We start from the raw sequence: 16,480 nt of genomic DNA, 5'->3' as shown, positions 1-16,480 counted from the left end.
TAAACTTCTAAATTCTGGTGTAAAGATAGTAAGTTTCAGCGAAACCCAGGTATAATTATCGTTCAAATAGTGACAAAAATGATACAATGTACCTTTTATGCTAGGAAATGAACGATTTTTATCCATATATTCACAGATTTTACACTTCAGGTATAGCGTATTTCTCTCTATTTCATCACATTACCGACATCACCAGGTAACATTCCATACTCTTCCTTGAAACATTTTGTGAAGTAAGACGGCGCTGAGAAGCCCACTTCATAGGCAACTTCAGAGACACTCATGCTCCGGGTTTCGAGCAAACGCCTAGCTTTGGCAAGGCGAGCCTTACGGAGTAAGTCAACAACAGAAGAGCCTGTCATCGCCTTCACCTTGCGATAGAGTTGCACACGGCTTAAGCCAATCTGCTGTCCCATATCCTCAACTCCAAACTCGCTATCAGAAAGATTCTTCTGGATAATGGCTTGAAGCTGCTTGAGGAACTGCTTGTCACGGTCTTCCAGATGAGCCTCAGAAATCTCTTTCTCAGCCTCTTTAGTACCGTGATAAAGATTCTTCAGGAGCTGACGCTGTCGCAAAAGATTCTCAATACGGGCGAGAAGCACCTTGCTATGGAATGGTTTGGTAATATAGGAATCAGCTCCATGCTCATAACCTTCTGCGCGATGCTCCTCCAGGTTCTTCGCCGTAAGCATAATAACAGGGATATGAGAGGTAGCCGTATTCGTCTTCAACCGTTTAGTAAACTCCAATCCGTCCATAACAGGCATCATCACATCGCAAATCACCAGGTCAGGCACCTCTTTCAAGGCGACAGCCAGACCCTCTTTACCATCGGCGGCCTCAAGAACAATATACTCATCCTGCAAAAGAGTACGCTCATACTGACGGATATCAGTATTATCATCAATAACCAGAACAGTAGGACGATTGGTATTCTCGCTTACCAACTGCTGAACATTTCCACGACTTCTGTCTCCATCGTCAATATATTGCAAAACAGATTCATCTATCACATTCTTACCCTCTGGCGCAGAAGCATTTGCAGAGTTATCCACAATATCCGCATCATTGTGGATAACTTGTGAATCACCCTCCTGTTTACGAGGAATGACAACGATAAAATCAGAGCCCTTTCCCGGTTCACTTTCTACCCTAGCCTCACCATGATGCAACTCTACAAAAGATTTCACCAGAGCCAGACCGATACCCGTACCACTGGCAGCACCCTTAGCCTGGAAGAAACGTTCAAAGATCTTATCAGCCTCATCCTGCGAGATACCCTTGCCCGTATCTCTCACGTCAAGACGTAGATTGGCACCTTCATCTTTCAACGAAACAAAGATTTCGCCACCAGCAGGCGTATATTTCAAGGCATTGCTCAACAGATTGAACACGATACGGGAAATTTTCTCCTGATCGGCAATCATTTCATGGCTGCCTTTCAAGTTATCAACATCCAGATGCAGTCTGATCTGCTTGCGCTCGGCAGTAAGCTGGAAGTCGCCCACCCACATCGTCAAGGTCTTCACAATGTCGAAGCGATAGAGTTTCAGTTCCATCTTGCCATTCTGAATCTTACGGAAATCAAGAATGTTACTTACCAACTGTTGGAGAGCAAGGGCGTTACGCTGCACCATCTTCAAGAGTTCGCGACTCTTGCCCTTGATGCCGGTATCTTCGAGCAGCATCTCTACCGGGTCGGCTATCAGGGTTAAAGGCGTACGAAGTTCATGACTGATATTGGTAAAGAATACCAGACGGGAATGAGTGAGTTCCAAGACCTCCTCATTCAATCGTTTCAATTCTTCATTCTTTTCACCCAATTCTACATTCAGTCGCTTCAGTTCGCCATTTGTCTTAGCCAATGTTTCGTTCAGTTTCACCTTTATCAGATAACCTCTGAAAATCAAAGCCGCAGCTGCGAGGCAAACAAGCAGGAACAGACACAGACCTATGAGCATTACTTTCTGTGAGTTATAATCAGACAGATACTGATTTACCTGCTTATGCAAAGTCTTCAGATTATGCGCCTGACGCTCGGCATCTCTAGCCTCCATCAATGTAAGGGCAGCATTTGCCTGGGTTATGATAGAAGTGCTCAGATAATTGTCGCGTTCATAAGGCTGATGCTTCAATATCTTCATGGCAAGCGCTATGACCTCGTCACCCTTGGTAGGATAAAGATAAGAGGCTTCGAAAATACCATCGCGCACAAGTTCCAAACCACCACCTTCGGTAGCCAAGCCGTCTACTCCGGTATACTTATAGTTGCGCTTTACCCTCATCTGGCGGGCAGCCACATAAGCTCCCCAGGCAAGACAGTCATTATGGGCAAAGACATAATCAAAGTCCTGTGTCTGTTTCAATATGCGTTTCATCGCCCGGATTCCACCCTCTTCTTTCCAGTTTCCTCCCTCAGAGGCTACAACCTGTAACCCAGGATAAGGCTTGATAGCATCCATAAAACCACGATGACGCTCCAAAGCAGGCGAAGAGCCCTCCAAACCGCTGATTTCAACGATGCGGCCCTTTCCCTGAAGCTGCTGGGCGATAAAAGTTCCCATCGATTTACCTATCGTATAGTTATCGCAGCCAATAAATGCCGTATACTTGTCAGAATTGGTCTTCCTGTCATAGAGAATCACAGGTATACCTTTATCGTATGCACGCTCTACCGACTTGGATATAGCACTCAGCTGATTAGGAGATACGATAAGCAGATCTACGCCCTCATCGATAAACTGGTTAACTTGCTTATTCTGCAACACATTATCATCGTTGGAAGAAGCCAGTTTCACGATAAGCGAATCATTGAGATACTCGCCCATCTTCAGTTCATCATTCAGTTTATCGCGCCAGGTATCTTCCGAACACTGGGATACGCCAATGACATACTTCCTAGGCTGCTGAGCACAACCGGTCAGCAACACGATGATTGCTACATATATAATAAGGTGTAATTTTCGTTTCATACAGCTTATACAATTTCTATGTTTATAAAGAAGAGGCATTCAACAAATGCCTAAAAATAAAACTTTACCGCTGCAAATATACAACTTTTTTTTGTATTTTAGCCCCATTGGTCAGTTTTTTACAAATATCGGTCTAAAATTTATAAAGAATTTCAGTAAAAAATGCAGTAATTTTGCAACCGAGAAGAAGATATAAGAAAATTCTCATTACAACTAACTGTCAATAAAAGAAAGAAAAAAAATAACAAAACAATCAATATTATGGCTGAAGAGAAAAAATTTAGAGTAGAGTCAGACCTTTTAGGTGAACTCAAAGTTCCTGCTGATGCACTTTATGGTGTACAGACACAGCGCGGTATTAATAACTATCACATTTCACGCAAGACGATGCGCGACTATCCTGATTTCATCATCGCCATCGCTTACGTAAAGTTGGCTGCCATCGAAACCAACCATACCCTCGGTGTTATCAACGATGAGATTTCAGGGGCAATCGGTCAGGCTTGCCGCGAGATTATCGACGGTAAATGGCATGAGAACTTCCCTATCGACATGGTACAGGGTGGTGCAGGTACATCTGTCAACATGAATGCCAACGAGGTAATCGCCAACCGTGCACTCGAAATCATGGGACATGAAAAGGCTGATTATCAGTTCTGTTCTCCTAATGATCATTGCAACTGCGGCCAGAGTACAAACGACGTATACCCTACTTCTATCCGCCTGGCTTTGATCCGCATGAATGCTCATCTGATAGGTGCTCTGACAGGTCTGATTAGCGCATTCCGCTATAAAGCAGACGAATATGCAGATGTCATCAAGATGGGACGTACCCAGTTGCAGGACGCAGTTCCTATGTCTTTCGGTCAGGAGTTCAACGCATACGCCAACAATCTGGAAGAGGAAATCCTCAATCTGGAGCGCAACGTGAAGCTCTTACACGAAATCAATATGGGCGGTACAGCCATCGGTACAGGTCTGAATGCCGTTCCTGGCTTCGCTAAGCTCTGTGCTGCTAACCTCAGCAAGCTGACAGGCGAGAACTTCGAAACAGCTACCGACCTGGTAGAGGCTACACCTGATACGGGTGCTTACGTAAGCTACTCTTCTGCTTTGAAGCGTCTGGCTATCAAGTTGTCTAAGATATGTAACGACCTCCGTCTGATGGCTTCTGGTCCTCGTTGCGGCTTAAACGAAATCAACCTTCCTCCTAAGGCTCCAGGTTCTTCTATCATGCCAGGTAAGGTTAACCCAGTTATTCCTGAGGTAACCAACCAGGTTTGCTTCAAGGTAATAGGAAACGATGCAACTGTCAGCTTTGCAGCAGAGGCAGGCCAGTTGGAATTGAACGTAATGGAACCAATCATCACAGAAAGTCTCTTCGAGAGTCTGACATGGTTGAAGAACGCCATCGAGACCTTGACCTCTGAGTGCATCCTCGGTATCACCGTAAACAAAGAGCGTTGCTACGAAATGGTAAAGAACAGTATCGGTATCGTTACCGCCCTGAACCCAATCATCGGTTACAAGAAGAGTACTAAAGTAGCTAAGGAAGCACATGTTACAGGCCGCTCTGTATACGATATCGTTATTGAGCAGGGTATCATGAGCAAGGAAGAATTGGACAAGGCACTCGATCCAAAAGAGATGCTGCAGTCACACAAGTTCACCCTGAAATAAAAAGATGTAACTGCTGACATAAAAGAACTTTAGAATAAAATATAGAATAATACTAATCTGAATTTCATATTAACACTTGACTGTTCCGCTTGCCTATTCCTCAAGATAGGCAAGCGGATATTCTGTTATCCATAAGAAGATGGTCATATGACGGAAATCATATCAGTTGCATTGATTACGATAAGCAAGTGGTGTCATTCCAGCCCTTGTTTTAAAGAAATTGGTCAATGCACTCTGGTCGTTAAAGTTAAGATAATCAGCTATTTCTCCCATTGTCATATCCGACTGCTTCAGCAGATTACAGATTTCTTTGTAAAGAAGAGAGGTAATATGATCATTGACCGTCGTACCCGATATTTCTTTTACCATCCTGGAGAGATAAGCAGAAGAAACATTCAGTTTATCCGCATAAAAACGGATTTGTCGCTCACTCTTGAAATTGCGATACAGCAAATGCAGAAAGATTTCGTACACATTCTTTTTATGGCGCAAGTCTCGGGTCGACAAAAGGCTGTCATAAGGCAACTCTGACACCAGAAGTTTCAAGACATTCACCATAGACTGAATCATCTCTACCTTATAAATATGCTGATGGCGCACAATATCCCGAATCATATGAATGATATCAAGAGCCGCCTTGAGTTTATCGTCAGAAAGATGATAAACCAGATCATTAGAAATCTCTTCATCAACAAAAACACATTCAGCCTCAAAATCTTCCGATATTTCGGTAAACTTATAAACATGCTTAGGCGATACGACAAGCAAATCACTTGCCGTAAGCTGATGTTTCTCATCCTCAGCACTTTCAGTTCCCAGGACGACTTCAAACTTCACACTTCCGCTTTTTACCAATAATATCTTGTAAAAAAGTGTTCGTTCACTCGCCATATCCCTCAGGACACTTCCAGTTAAAACATCTGTATGAATATGAGCTGCATAGGCTCCAAATATGTCCTTCAGTTGGTATTTAGCGGCAAACTCTTTTAAGTTATATACTTGCTGCTGCTTCATAATAGTTGCCTTTTGTGGTGCAAAAATATAATTTTATTCTGAAAACACCAAGAAAAATACAGGAAATTCTTTCTTTTTTATCTTTTCCACACCAGTTACCAACAATGGAAACATCTGATAGCCAACGGAATAGCATAGTTATCAACACATATGTGGATAACTTTTCTATGAGAAGTGAACAAGTGTGGAAAAGTTTAGAGCATAAAAAAGACATCAACTAAAAAGTTGATGTCTCTCATCTTGTAGCGGGAGGGGGCCACGATCCCTCGACCTCCGGATTATGAATCCGACGCTCTAACCAGCTGAGCTATCCCGCCATCCAAGCAATTGATTTCTCATTTGCGGGTGCAAAGGTAATACATTTATTTGAATTGAACAAATTTTTCGGCAGAAATTTTCAAAAAAAGTTTTATTTTCTCATTTTTCTCGCATTTCAGCCCCTATTCCACCTAATTATATATATAAAAAAAACGAAAAATAAAGGTTTTCTTATTTTTTTGTATTACCTTTGCACGCTGAATAATGGACCTGCGAATATTTCAAATAAGAAAAAGGTCTGAAACAACTGAATATTGAAATGCTTAGAATTAAGAAATTAGACATATTTATTGCCAAACAGTTTGGTCTCCTTTTCATGGGAACTTTCTTCATCTGCCAGTTTGTGCTGATGATGCAGTTCTTGTGGAGATATATTGATGAACTCATCGGTAAGGGACTCACGATGGATGTGATGGCTCAATTCTTCTGGTACATGGGTCTGATGCTCGTACCGCAGGCTCTGCCATTGGCTATTCTTCTGTCTTCACTCATGACGTTCGGTAATCTCGGCGAGAGTTCGGAACTTACAGCCATCAAGGCTGCCGGCATTTCACTGATGCAGGCTTTCCGCTCACTTATCGTCATCACCGTCATCATCATGTTTGGCTCTTTCTATTTCCAGAACAATGTGGGACCTAAGTCGAACATGAAACTGGCACAACTTCTGATTTCTATGAAACAGAAAAGTCCGGAACTGGAAATTCCTGAAGGAATCTTCTATGATGGTATTCCAAACTGCAACCTTTATGTGCAGAAGAAGGATTTGAAAACCGGAAAGCTTTACGGCATCATGATTTACCGCATGACCGACAGCTATGAAGATGCCGCAATCATATTGGCAGATTCCGGCATGCTCCAGAGTACAGCAGAAAAGAAGCATCTTGTTCTGAGTCTCTACAGTGGAGAATGGTTTGAGAACATGCAAAGCAGTGCACTTGCCAATACTGCTGCCGTACCATACAGACGAGAGACTTTCGTTTCCAAGAAAATCATTCTCGACTTTGATGGAGACTTCAGTATGACCGATGCAGCTTCGCTTTCAGGAAATGCAAAGGGTAAAAGTCTGGAAAAAATCAACCACGACATCGATTCGCTCAACCAATTATATGATTCTATCGGAAGAATCTATCTGAACGAAGCCAATGCGAGATTCTATGGAGGTGCACAGCGCATCAACAAGAAGGACTCTCTCAAAGAAATCAAGAAGGGCGAAAAACTCAATTTCGACACCTTATATAATAAGTTGCCACAGGACAAGAAACTCATGGCGGTAAACCAGGCACAGTCTACCGTACAACAGGAGCTTTCTGACCTTGATTTCAAATCGATGTCAACGAGCGATGCTGACTACATGATAAGACAGCACAAGATTGAGGCTATCAACAAGTTCACTCTAGCCCTTTCGTGTCTCATCTTCTTCTTTATCGGAGCACCATTAGGAGCCATCATCCGAAAGGGAGGTCTGGGTTTCCCTGTCGTCATCTCCGTACTTGTATTCATCGTCTTCTTTATCCTCGACAACACAGGATACAGAATGTCAAGAAGTGGCATGTGGGCCATTTGGTTCGGTAAAGGTCTTGCACCGGCAGTATTGACGCCTTTGGCTATCTTCGTAACCTACAAGGCAACCAATGACTCTTCCGTATTCAATATGGATGTTTACAAAGAGTTCTTCATGAAACTGCTCGGTTTACGACAGAAACGCCATTACTTCGGCAAGGAAGTCATCATCACCGACCCGGATTATCAGACGGATACAGAGAAACTGGAAAGAATCAACCAAGACATCACCTTATATAATAAGGAACACAAACTGGTTCATCTTCCAAACGTCATCAATGTATTCTTCAAATACGAGCCTGATCATGAGATAGAAAGAATCAATGCAGAATTGGAAGAGGTAATAGAAGATTTGACCAACACCGCCAACAAGTATATCCTGCACGACATGAACCAATATCCGGTTCTTTCTGTCAAGGCACATACACGCCCATTCGAGCGGAAATGGCTCAACATCATTGCAGCCATTATCTTCCCAGTGGGCACACTGCTATATTTGAGAATGTGGCGATTCCGACTGCGCTTGTTCCGTGACCTCAAGGTCATCAGTCAGACCAATACGGACATCATCCAGCGGATTAGAGAACAGAAAAAGTAAAATGTAACTATATAATAAGGTATCAAACATGTCAGAAATCAAATTAAATAGCATCGAAGATGCAGTAAAAGACTTCAAGGAAGGAAAGTTCGTCATTGTTGTTGATGACGAAGACCGCGAAAACGAAGGCGACCTCATCATTGCCGCAGAGAAGATAGACGCAGAAAAAGTAAACTTCATGCTGAAACACGCAAGAGGTGTACTCTGTGCCCCTATCACCCTGAGCCGCTGCGATGAGCTCGACTTGCCTCATCAGGTTTCAGAGAACACCTCAGTATTGGGTACACCATTCACCATAACCGTAGATAAACTGGAAGGCTGTTCTACCGGTGTTTCTGCACACGACCGTGCTGAAACCATCAAAGCACTTGCCGACCCGAACTCTACACCACAGACATTCGGCAGACCGGGACACATCAACCCACTCTACGCACAGGATAACGGCGTGTTAAGAAGAAGCGGACACACTGAAGCAGCCATTGACCTTTGCAAGATGGCAGGTCTCTATCCTGCAGGCGCACTTATGGAAATCATGAATGAAGACGGCACCATGGCACGTCTGCCAGAACTGATGAAGATGGCAAAGGAATGGAACCTCAAGGTTATTTCTATTAAAGACATGATAGAATACCGACTCAAGAAAGAATCACTCATCGAAGTGGGCGAAGAGGTTGACATGCCTACAGAATACGGCCACTTCCGCCTCATTCCGTTCCGCCAGTCTAGCAATGGTCTGGAACACATGGCACTCATCAAGGGAGAATGGAAAGAAGACGAACCTATCCTGGTCCGTGTTCACTCTTCTTGCGCTACTGGCGACATTCTGGGCAGCAAGCGTTGCGACTGCGGTCAGCAGCTCCACAAGGCCATGCAGATGATAGACGAGGCAGGAAAGGGAGTTGTTGTCTACATGCAGCAGGAAGGACGCGGCATCGGTCTGATGAACAAGATTGCAGCCTACAAACTTCAGGAAGAAGGCTATGATACTGTTGACGCTAATACCCATCTCGGTTTCAAGCCAGACGAGCGCGACTATGGTTGCGGTGCACAGATGCTCCGTCATCTCGGTGTACACAAAATGCGTCTGCTCACCAACAATCCGGTAAAGCGCGTAGGTCTCGAAGCATACGGTTTGGAAATCGTAGAAAATGTACCTATCGAAGTTGTACCAAACAAGTACAATGAGCGCTATCTCAAGACCAAGAGAGACCGCATGGGGCATACTTTGCACCTCGGATAATAAAATTATGTTATTATTTCAATACAAAACATGAAATAATGCTCAATTTTCTTCCGAAAAAGAAATAATTTGCTTACTTTTGCACACGATAAACAAATATAAGAATAAAATTATGGCACAATTATCTGATCGTTTAAACAGATTGGCACCTTCAGCAACGCTGGCGATGTCACAGAAGAGTAGTGAAATGAAAGCTCAAGGTATTGATGTAATCAACATGAGCGTAGGTGAACCAGACTTCAACACTCCTGACAATATCAAACAGGCAGCAAAGAAGGCTATTGACGAGAACTATTCCCGTTATTCACCAGTACCAGGTTATCCTGACTTGCGAAAAGCAATTGTAGCCAAATTAAAGAACGAGAATGGTTTGGAGTACACTACCAATGAAGTAATCGTTGGTACTGGTGGTAAACAGTGCGTCTGCAACGCAGTATTGGCACTCGTAAATCCAGGCGACGAGGTTATCATTCCTGCACCATATTGGGTAAGCTACCCACAGATGGTGAAATTGGCAGGAGGTACTCCGGTCATCGTGAATGCCGGTTTCGACCAGGACTTTAAGATGACAGCAGAGCAGTTGGAGAATGCCATTACAGAGAAGACCAAGATGCTCATTCTCTGTTCTCCAAGCAACCCTACCGGTAGCGTATACTCTAAGGAAGAACTGGCTGCATTGGCAGAAGTACTCAAGAAACATCCTGAAGTATTTGTGTTGGCAGATGAAATCTACGAACACATCAACTATATCGGCAAGCACCACAGCATTACTCAGGAACCAGGCATGAAGGAACAGGTAATCATTGCCAATGGTGTATCTAAGGCTTATGCCATGACAGGATGGAGAATCGGTTTCCTGGCGGGTCCGGAATGGATCATCAAGGGCTGCAACAAACTCCAGGGACAGTATACCAGCGGTACATGTTCTGTCAGCCAGAAGGCAGCAGAAGCAGCCTACACACTCGACCAGAGCGCAGTAGAGGAAATGCGCGTAGCTTTCGAGCGCCGACGCAACCTGATTGTAAAGTTGGCTAAAGAGGTTCCAGGCCTTGAGGTAAACATGCCACAGGGTGCCTTCTATCTCTTCCCTAAGTGCAACAGCTACTTTGGCAAGAGCAATGGTGAGAAGACCATCAACAATTCAACCGACTTTGCCATGTACCTTCTCGAGGAAGCACATGTAGCCACAGTAGGTGGTGACGCATTCGGTGATCCAGACTGTTTCCGCATGAGCTATGCAACAAGCGACGAGAACATCGTTGAAGCTATCAAGCGCATCAAGGAAGCTTTGGGTAAGTTGAAATAAAAATGGCTTAAAGACCATTTTCAAGGGGCAAAATGTAAGAAAAAAGCGAGATATTGGTATAAAATAAGCCAATATCTCGTTAAAACTTCTTAATTAGGCTGATAGTAAACTTTAATTTATTATCTTTGCCAATGCAAAATAGATAACCCAACTGTGTTTATTGACAAACGACACATTCAAGGTCTACGAAGCGAGAAAGAAAAAAGGAAATATTAATAATTTATTAACTAATAATTTAAAAAAAGTAAAATTATGGCAACTACAAAACAAGCAGCCCCAGCTAAGAAGTCTGAGGGCTTTCAGGGAGTAAGAGGCGCATTCTGGATCATCGTGGTATGTGCTATCATCGCATTCACATTGTTCTTCACATGGTTCGGTAATGACATGCACTTCCAGGATCCAGGTGTACAGGATCACCCAGCAGACATTTGGGGTACTATCTACAAAGGTGGTGTAATCGTACCAGTTATCCACACATTGTTGCTCACAGTGTTGGCTATGACAATCGAGCGTTGGTTGGCTCTTAAGACCGCTACAGGTAAAGGTGCTCTTCCTAAGTTCGTTGCAAACATCAAGGCAGCTTTGAACGCAAATGATTTCGCTAAGGCTGAGCAGCTCTGCAACAAGCAGCGCGGTACAGTAGCTAACGTTGTTATGGCTTCTTTGAACGCTTACAAGTCTATGGAGTCTGGTGCTAACGCATCTTTGAAGAAGGCTCAGAAGGTAGCTAAGATCCAGCAGGCTCACGAGGAGGCAACTCAGTTGGAGATGCCAACTTTGACAATGAACTTGCCTATCATCGCTACAATCGTAACACTTGGTACTTTGACAGGTCTTCTCGGTACTGTAACCGGTATGATCAAGTCATTCCAGGCCATGGGTGAAGGTGGTGGCGCTGACTCAGCAGCACTTTCTGTAGGTATTTCTGAGGCGTTGATCAACACCGCATTCGGTATCTTGACATCATGGTGTGCCGTTGTATCTTACAACACATTCACCAACAAGGTAGATAAGTTGACATACGCACTCGACGAGGTAGGTTACTCAATTGCTCAGACATACGAAGCTAACCACGCAGAAGAGGCTTAATTTTTGCTAACCCTTTAAAATTTTATCGCTATGGGTAAAGTAAAAATTAAGAAGAGTGACGTCTGGATCGATATGACGCCTATGTCAGACGTTATGACCCTGTTGCTTACCTTCTTCATGCTCACCTCTACATTCGTAAAGAATGAGCCTGTAAAGGTTAACACACCAGGATCTGTGTCTGAGATTAAGGTGCCAGAGAACGGCGTCTTGACTATCTTGGTAAGTCCTGAAAAGGACAAGGCTGGTAATCCTACCGGCGAGGGCCAAGTATTTATGAGTATTGATAATACTGATCAGTTGGGAGCTACACTGAGCACAATGACAGGAGCATTCGGCGTGTCATTGAATCCAAAGCAGATTGAGACATTCAAGAGCGAAGGTACGTTTGGTGTACCAATGAACGACTTGAGTACTTATCTGACAATGAACGCTTCTAAGCGTCCACAGTATCTCCAGACTAAAGGTATTCCTCTCGACAGTATTAAGGGCGGTATGAGCGAGTTCCAGCAGTGGGTTGACGCAGCTCGCAACGTAAACGAGGACATCAAGATTGCCCTGAAGGCAGATGCTTCTACACCTTACAAGACCGTTAAGAGAGTGATGAACGAACTCCAGGATATGGACGAGAGTCATTACTATATGATTACACAGTTAAAAAAACAGGGGGACGAATAAATGGCAAAGAAAGAAAGCAAACAAAAGAAAATGAATGTCCGCGTAGACTTTACGCCTATGGTGGATATGCTCATGCTGCTTATCACGTTCTTCATGCTGTGTACATCTTTGAGCAAACCTCAGACTATGGAGCTGACTATGCCAAGTAATGATGACAACCAACCAGAGGACAAGAAGAACGAAGCAAAGGCTTCTGAGACTGTGACACTCTACGTAACAGCAGACAACAAGATTTATTATGGTGCAGGTATTCCTAAGTACGATGACCCATCATGGATCAAGGAGACTACATGGGGCAGCCAGGGCATCCGTAAGGTCTTGAGAGAGCACGCTACAGAAAACGGCACACGCCCTGTAGAAAGAATCGCACTTGCTGTCAAGGAGTTGAACATGGACCGTCAGAAGAATCCTAAGCAGTATCCTGATAGCATCTATCAGAAGAAGTTGAGCGATTTGAAGGCTGGTAACTTGAAGGACGGAAAGATTCCTACTCTTACCATCGTCATCAAGCCTACCGACAACGCTTCTTACAAGAATATGGTTGACGCTCTCGACGAAATGCAGATTTCAAACATTGGTACTTACGTCATCGATAAGATTAACGCAGACGACGAGAAACTTCTCAAGTCTAGAAACGTTAAGATGTAAGATGAGTAACAAACAATTTTAAACAAGAAAGAAATGGCAAAAATAGATCTTTACGATCCTAAATGGGTCGATATGGTTTTCGCCGGAAAGAACAAGGAGTATGGTGCATACCAGCTCCGTAAGGGTACTTCTGGCCGAAACATCAAGGCTCTTCTGATCTTGGTCATTGCTGCAGCTCTCGTGGGTGGATTCTTGGCTTGGAAAGTCATCGAACAGAAACAGGCCGAAGAACAGCAGGCATATATGGAAGCTATGGAGTTGGCTAAACTCCAGCAGCAGGCTAAGAAGGAAGAAAAGAAGAAGGAGCCAGTGAAGCCAAAGATTGAACCAAAGAAGGAGATACCTGTGGCTCGCGAAACTCAGAAGTTTACCGCACCTGTCATTAAGAAGGATGAACTCGTAAAAGAGGAAAACCAGGTTAAGCAGATGGATAAACTGGATGAAAAAGTTGCAGTCGGTACTGAAAACAAGGAAGGTGTGAAGGACCGTACAATTGAAGCTGTAAGAAGTGATATTGCAACGGTAGCTCCACCTCCACCACCAGCACCAAAACCTGAAGTTTCAACTAAGGTCTTCGATGTTGTAGAGGAGATGCCTTCATTCCCTGGTGGACAAGGCGCCCTGATGTCTTACCTTGCAAGCAACATCAAGTATCCTGTAGTTGCACAGGAGAATGGTGTACAGGGTCGTGTTATCGTATCATTCGTGGTAGAGCGTGATGGTTCTATCTCTGATGTTAGGGTAGCTCGTTCAGTTGACCCTTCACTTGACCGTGAAGCACAGCGTGTCGTTAAGAGCATGCCTAGGTGGAAACCAGGTAAGCAAAACGGTTCTGCTGTACGTGTTAAATATACTGTACCAGTTGTATTTAGATTGCAGTAATAGAATGAAAAAAACATCTTATATTTTTTTAGGTATAGGATTAACAGTACTATCAATGGCTTTCTTCTCGTCATGTGGCGAGAAGAAAGCCAAAGATGGTAGAACTGATACTCCTACTTCAGGCACAATTGAATTTGTGGCTGACGAGAGTTTGAGTCCTATCATTGACGAAGAAAGAAGTCAGTTTGAGTATGAGTTCCCGAAAGCTAAACTCAAGCCGAAGTATACAGATGAAGTCACCGGACTTCAGATGATTAAAGATTTCAAAACAGCGCTCTTGTTCACTACACGTAATTTGAAAGATAGTGAAATAGCCTACTTGAAGTCTAAAAGCAATGTAATTCCTTCTGTTTTCCCTATCGGTTACGATGGATTGGCATTTATTGTAAACAAGCAAAACAATGATACTTGTATTACGGTAAAAGATATCAAACGTATCCTTACAGGTAAGGCAACAAAATGGAGTGATATTGTGAAAGGTTCAAAGAGAGGAGACATCGAAGTCATTTTCGATGATACCCGCTCTGCAACAACCAATTACGTAGTAGACTCTGTGCTGCACGGAGCTAAAATGGGTGCAAAAATCATGGCCGCAAAAACGAGTAAAGAGGTTATCGACTATGTGGATCAGAACCCAGGCTCAATCGGTGTAATTGGATCTAACTGGCTCAACGACCGCCGTGATTCAACCAACACTACATTTAAGAAGAATATTCATGTCATGCGAGTATCTATCAAAGATGTGGCAACACCATATAACAGCTGGCAACCATATCAGGCATACTTGCTGGATGGAAGATATCCGTTCGTGAGAACATTATATGCTATTGTAGTTGACCCTCACAGGGCATTGCCTTGGAGCTTCGCAAACTACATTTCAGGCCCAAGAGGTCAGCTCATACTGTTCAAAACCGGATTACTTCCTTACAGAGGTGACATCACTATAAAGACCGTTAATGTAAAACGCTAAAGAAAAAGCTAAGAAAGAGACGCATATAAAAAAGTAGAATTATGAAAGCAATTAAATATTTAGTAGCAGGTTTGCTCGTCATGGGTTTGGCAACACCTGCAATGGCACAGGATGTCAACTATAAGGACATGCTGAAGCCTATAGAGACAACATTGAAGGCTGGTAACGCTGATCCTAAGGCTTTTGCCAAGGAAATCAAGGAATACCAGAAGGAGTTCAAAAAGGATCCTAAGGCATTGGTAGCTTTGGGTAACCTTCTTGCAATGAACAAGAACTATGATCAGGCTAACGCTGTTGCTGATGCTGTCATTGCTAAGTTCAAGAACTATGGTGACGCTTACATTCTGAAAGGCGACATTTATGCAATGCAGGACAATGGTGGTGAAGCTGCTACATGGTATGGTCAGTGTATGACAATGGATCCTAAGAATCCTCAGGGATATATCAGCTATTCTAACGTTTACCGTAAAATTGACCCACAGGCTAGTGCGGAAGCTTTGAACAAGCTGAGAGAAATCAACCCTAACTACCCTATCGAGGCAGAAGCTGGTCACAACTTCTTCAGCGCTGGCAACTACGAGAAGGCTTATGAGTATTTCTCAAAGGCTAAGCCAAACACACTTGAAGAGTATGCTCAGTACGAATATGCATTCACAGCTTATATCGTTGGTAAGAAGGAAGAAAGTTTGAGCCTTTGCGAAAGTGGTATCCAGAAGTTCCCTAAGGATGCAGCTATGCAGGTTTTGGCCATGCGCGCTGCTGTTGACGTAAAGAACTTTGAATCTGCTCTCCAGCATGCAAACATCGTAATGAATACCGATTCTATCAAGAAGAATGCTAGTATCGTTGCTTATTATGGTTTGGCTTTGGCTGGCAACAAGCAGTATAATGAGGCTATTGCTCAGTACCAGAAGGCATTAGAGATGAAGGCTGACGACCCTAAGCCATTGCAGTATATCTCTGAGGCTTACAAGGAGTTGGGCGATGAAGACAAGGCATTGGAGTACAACCAGCAGTACATGGATAAGAATCCAAATGCTGCTCCTACAGACTTCATGAAGCTTGCTGAAATCTATGTAAACAAGGCTAAGAAAGATCCAGCCAAGAAGGTTGAGAACATCGATAAGGCTATCGCCGTTTACGCTAAGTTGGCAGATAAGTATCCTACATTGAAGCCATTTGCTAAGCTTCAGGAGGGTAACACTGCTTTCCAGAACGAGTTGGACGACAAGGCTATTGCTGCTTACACAGAAGTAATCAATGAGCTGGAAGCAAAGCAGTGTGATGAAGATGAGCTCAGCTACCTGAAGACATCATACCAGTATATGGGCTTCATCTATACCTACGACAAGCAGGACTTCAATACAGCTAAGCCATACTGGGATAAGCTTCTGAAACTTGATCCACAGAACAAGTTGGCTAACGATGCTTACGAGAAAGCAGGTCTCAAACCAGGTGAATAAGCATAACATTAACTACAACATATTGGGGATTGCATCAGTTATTGATGTAATCCCCTTTTCGT

12 protein-coding genes and 1 tRNA gene are annotated in these 16,480 nt (G+C 43.5%); 10 read left to right on the top strand and 3 right to left on the bottom strand.

What is annotated here, in order from left to right; translation table 11 throughout:
• Window positions 1-167 precede the first annotated feature (167 nt).
• Entirely contained in the window at window positions 168-2,975 is a 2,808-nt protein-coding gene (locus KSW37_RS07825; RefSeq protein ID WP_217313914.1) for a hybrid sensor histidine kinase/response regulator transcription factor, read from the bottom strand.
• A 261-nt stretch (window positions 2,976-3,236) separates the two neighbouring features.
• Here KSW37_RS07825 and KSW37_RS07820 point away from each other — a divergent pair, with 261 nt between their 5' ends.
• Window positions 3,237-4,655, top strand: a complete 1,419-nt coding sequence (locus KSW37_RS07820; RefSeq protein ID WP_217313913.1) for an aspartate ammonia-lyase — start codon at window positions 3,237-3,239, stop codon at window positions 4,653-4,655.
• A gap of 162 nt (window positions 4,656-4,817) precedes the next feature.
• Here KSW37_RS07820 and KSW37_RS07815 read toward each other — a convergent pair whose 3' ends face one another.
• Window positions 4,818-5,669: a helix-turn-helix domain-containing protein gene (locus tag KSW37_RS07815; RefSeq protein WP_217313912.1), complete on the bottom strand. Its 852-nt coding sequence runs from the start codon at window positions 5,667-5,669 to the stop codon at window positions 4,818-4,820.
• Between the two features lie 243 nt (window positions 5,670-5,912).
• Window positions 5,913-5,986, bottom strand: a tRNA-Met gene (locus tag KSW37_RS07810).
• A gap of 260 nt (window positions 5,987-6,246) precedes the next feature.
• On the opposite strand from KSW37_RS07810, the gene KSW37_RS07805 reads away from it, so the two are divergent.
• The 9 genes from KSW37_RS07805 to KSW37_RS07765 all read left to right on the top strand — a co-directional run bounded on the left by KSW37_RS07805 (window position 6,247) and on the right by KSW37_RS07765 (window position 16,418).
• Window positions 6,247-8,145, top strand: coding sequence for an LptF/LptG family permease (locus KSW37_RS07805; RefSeq protein ID WP_217313911.1), 1,899 nt, complete (start codon window positions 6,247-6,249; stop codon window positions 8,143-8,145).
• A gap of 28 nt (window positions 8,146-8,173) precedes the next feature.
• Window positions 8,174-9,385, top strand: a complete 1,212-nt coding sequence (locus tag KSW37_RS07800) for a bifunctional 3,4-dihydroxy-2-butanone-4-phosphate synthase/GTP cyclohydrolase II (RefSeq protein ID WP_006849147.1) — start codon at window positions 8,174-8,176, stop codon at window positions 9,383-9,385.
• 112 nt (window positions 9,386-9,497) lie between these two features.
• Complete coding sequence (locus KSW37_RS07795; protein ID WP_217313910.1) at window positions 9,498-10,691, top strand: pyridoxal phosphate-dependent aminotransferase; 1,194 nt, start codon at window positions 9,498-9,500, stop codon at window positions 10,689-10,691.
• A gap of 252 nt (window positions 10,692-10,943) precedes the next feature.
• Window positions 10,944-11,780 (top strand): MotA/TolQ/ExbB proton channel family protein, encoded by an 837-nt coding sequence (locus tag KSW37_RS07790; protein WP_022120095.1) that lies wholly within the window; start codon window positions 10,944-10,946, stop codon window positions 11,778-11,780.
• Between the two features lie 30 nt (window positions 11,781-11,810).
• On the top strand, window positions 11,811-12,455 hold the full coding sequence (locus tag KSW37_RS07785) for an ExbD/TolR family protein (protein ID WP_022120094.1): 645 nt from the start codon (window positions 11,811-11,813) through the stop codon (window positions 12,453-12,455).
• On the top strand, window positions 12,456-13,103 hold the full coding sequence (locus KSW37_RS07780) for an ExbD/TolR family protein (protein ID WP_022120093.1): 648 nt from the start codon (window positions 12,456-12,458) through the stop codon (window positions 13,101-13,103).
• Window positions 13,104-13,136: 33 nt separating this feature from the next.
• Window positions 13,137-13,985 (top strand): energy transducer TonB, encoded by an 849-nt coding sequence (locus KSW37_RS07775; RefSeq protein WP_022120092.1) that lies wholly within the window; start codon window positions 13,137-13,139, stop codon window positions 13,983-13,985.
• Window positions 13,986-13,989: 4 nt separating this feature from the next.
• On the top strand, window positions 13,990-14,955 hold the full coding sequence (locus KSW37_RS07770; protein ID WP_217313909.1) for a PstS family phosphate ABC transporter substrate-binding protein: 966 nt from the start codon (window positions 13,990-13,992) through the stop codon (window positions 14,953-14,955).
• Window positions 14,956-14,996: 41 nt separating this feature from the next.
• Window positions 14,997-16,418 (top strand): tetratricopeptide repeat protein, encoded by a 1,422-nt coding sequence (locus KSW37_RS07765; RefSeq protein ID WP_217313908.1) that lies wholly within the window; start codon window positions 14,997-14,999, stop codon window positions 16,416-16,418.
• Window positions 16,419-16,480 lie beyond the last annotated feature (62 nt).

The sequence above is a fragment of the Segatella copri genome (assembly GCF_019127135.1).
Taxonomy (GTDB): domain Bacteria; phylum Bacteroidota; class Bacteroidia; order Bacteroidales; family Bacteroidaceae; genus Prevotella.
The sequence above is the reverse complement of the archived record's forward strand: the minus strand, read 5'-3'. Positions and strand labels throughout refer to the sequence as shown.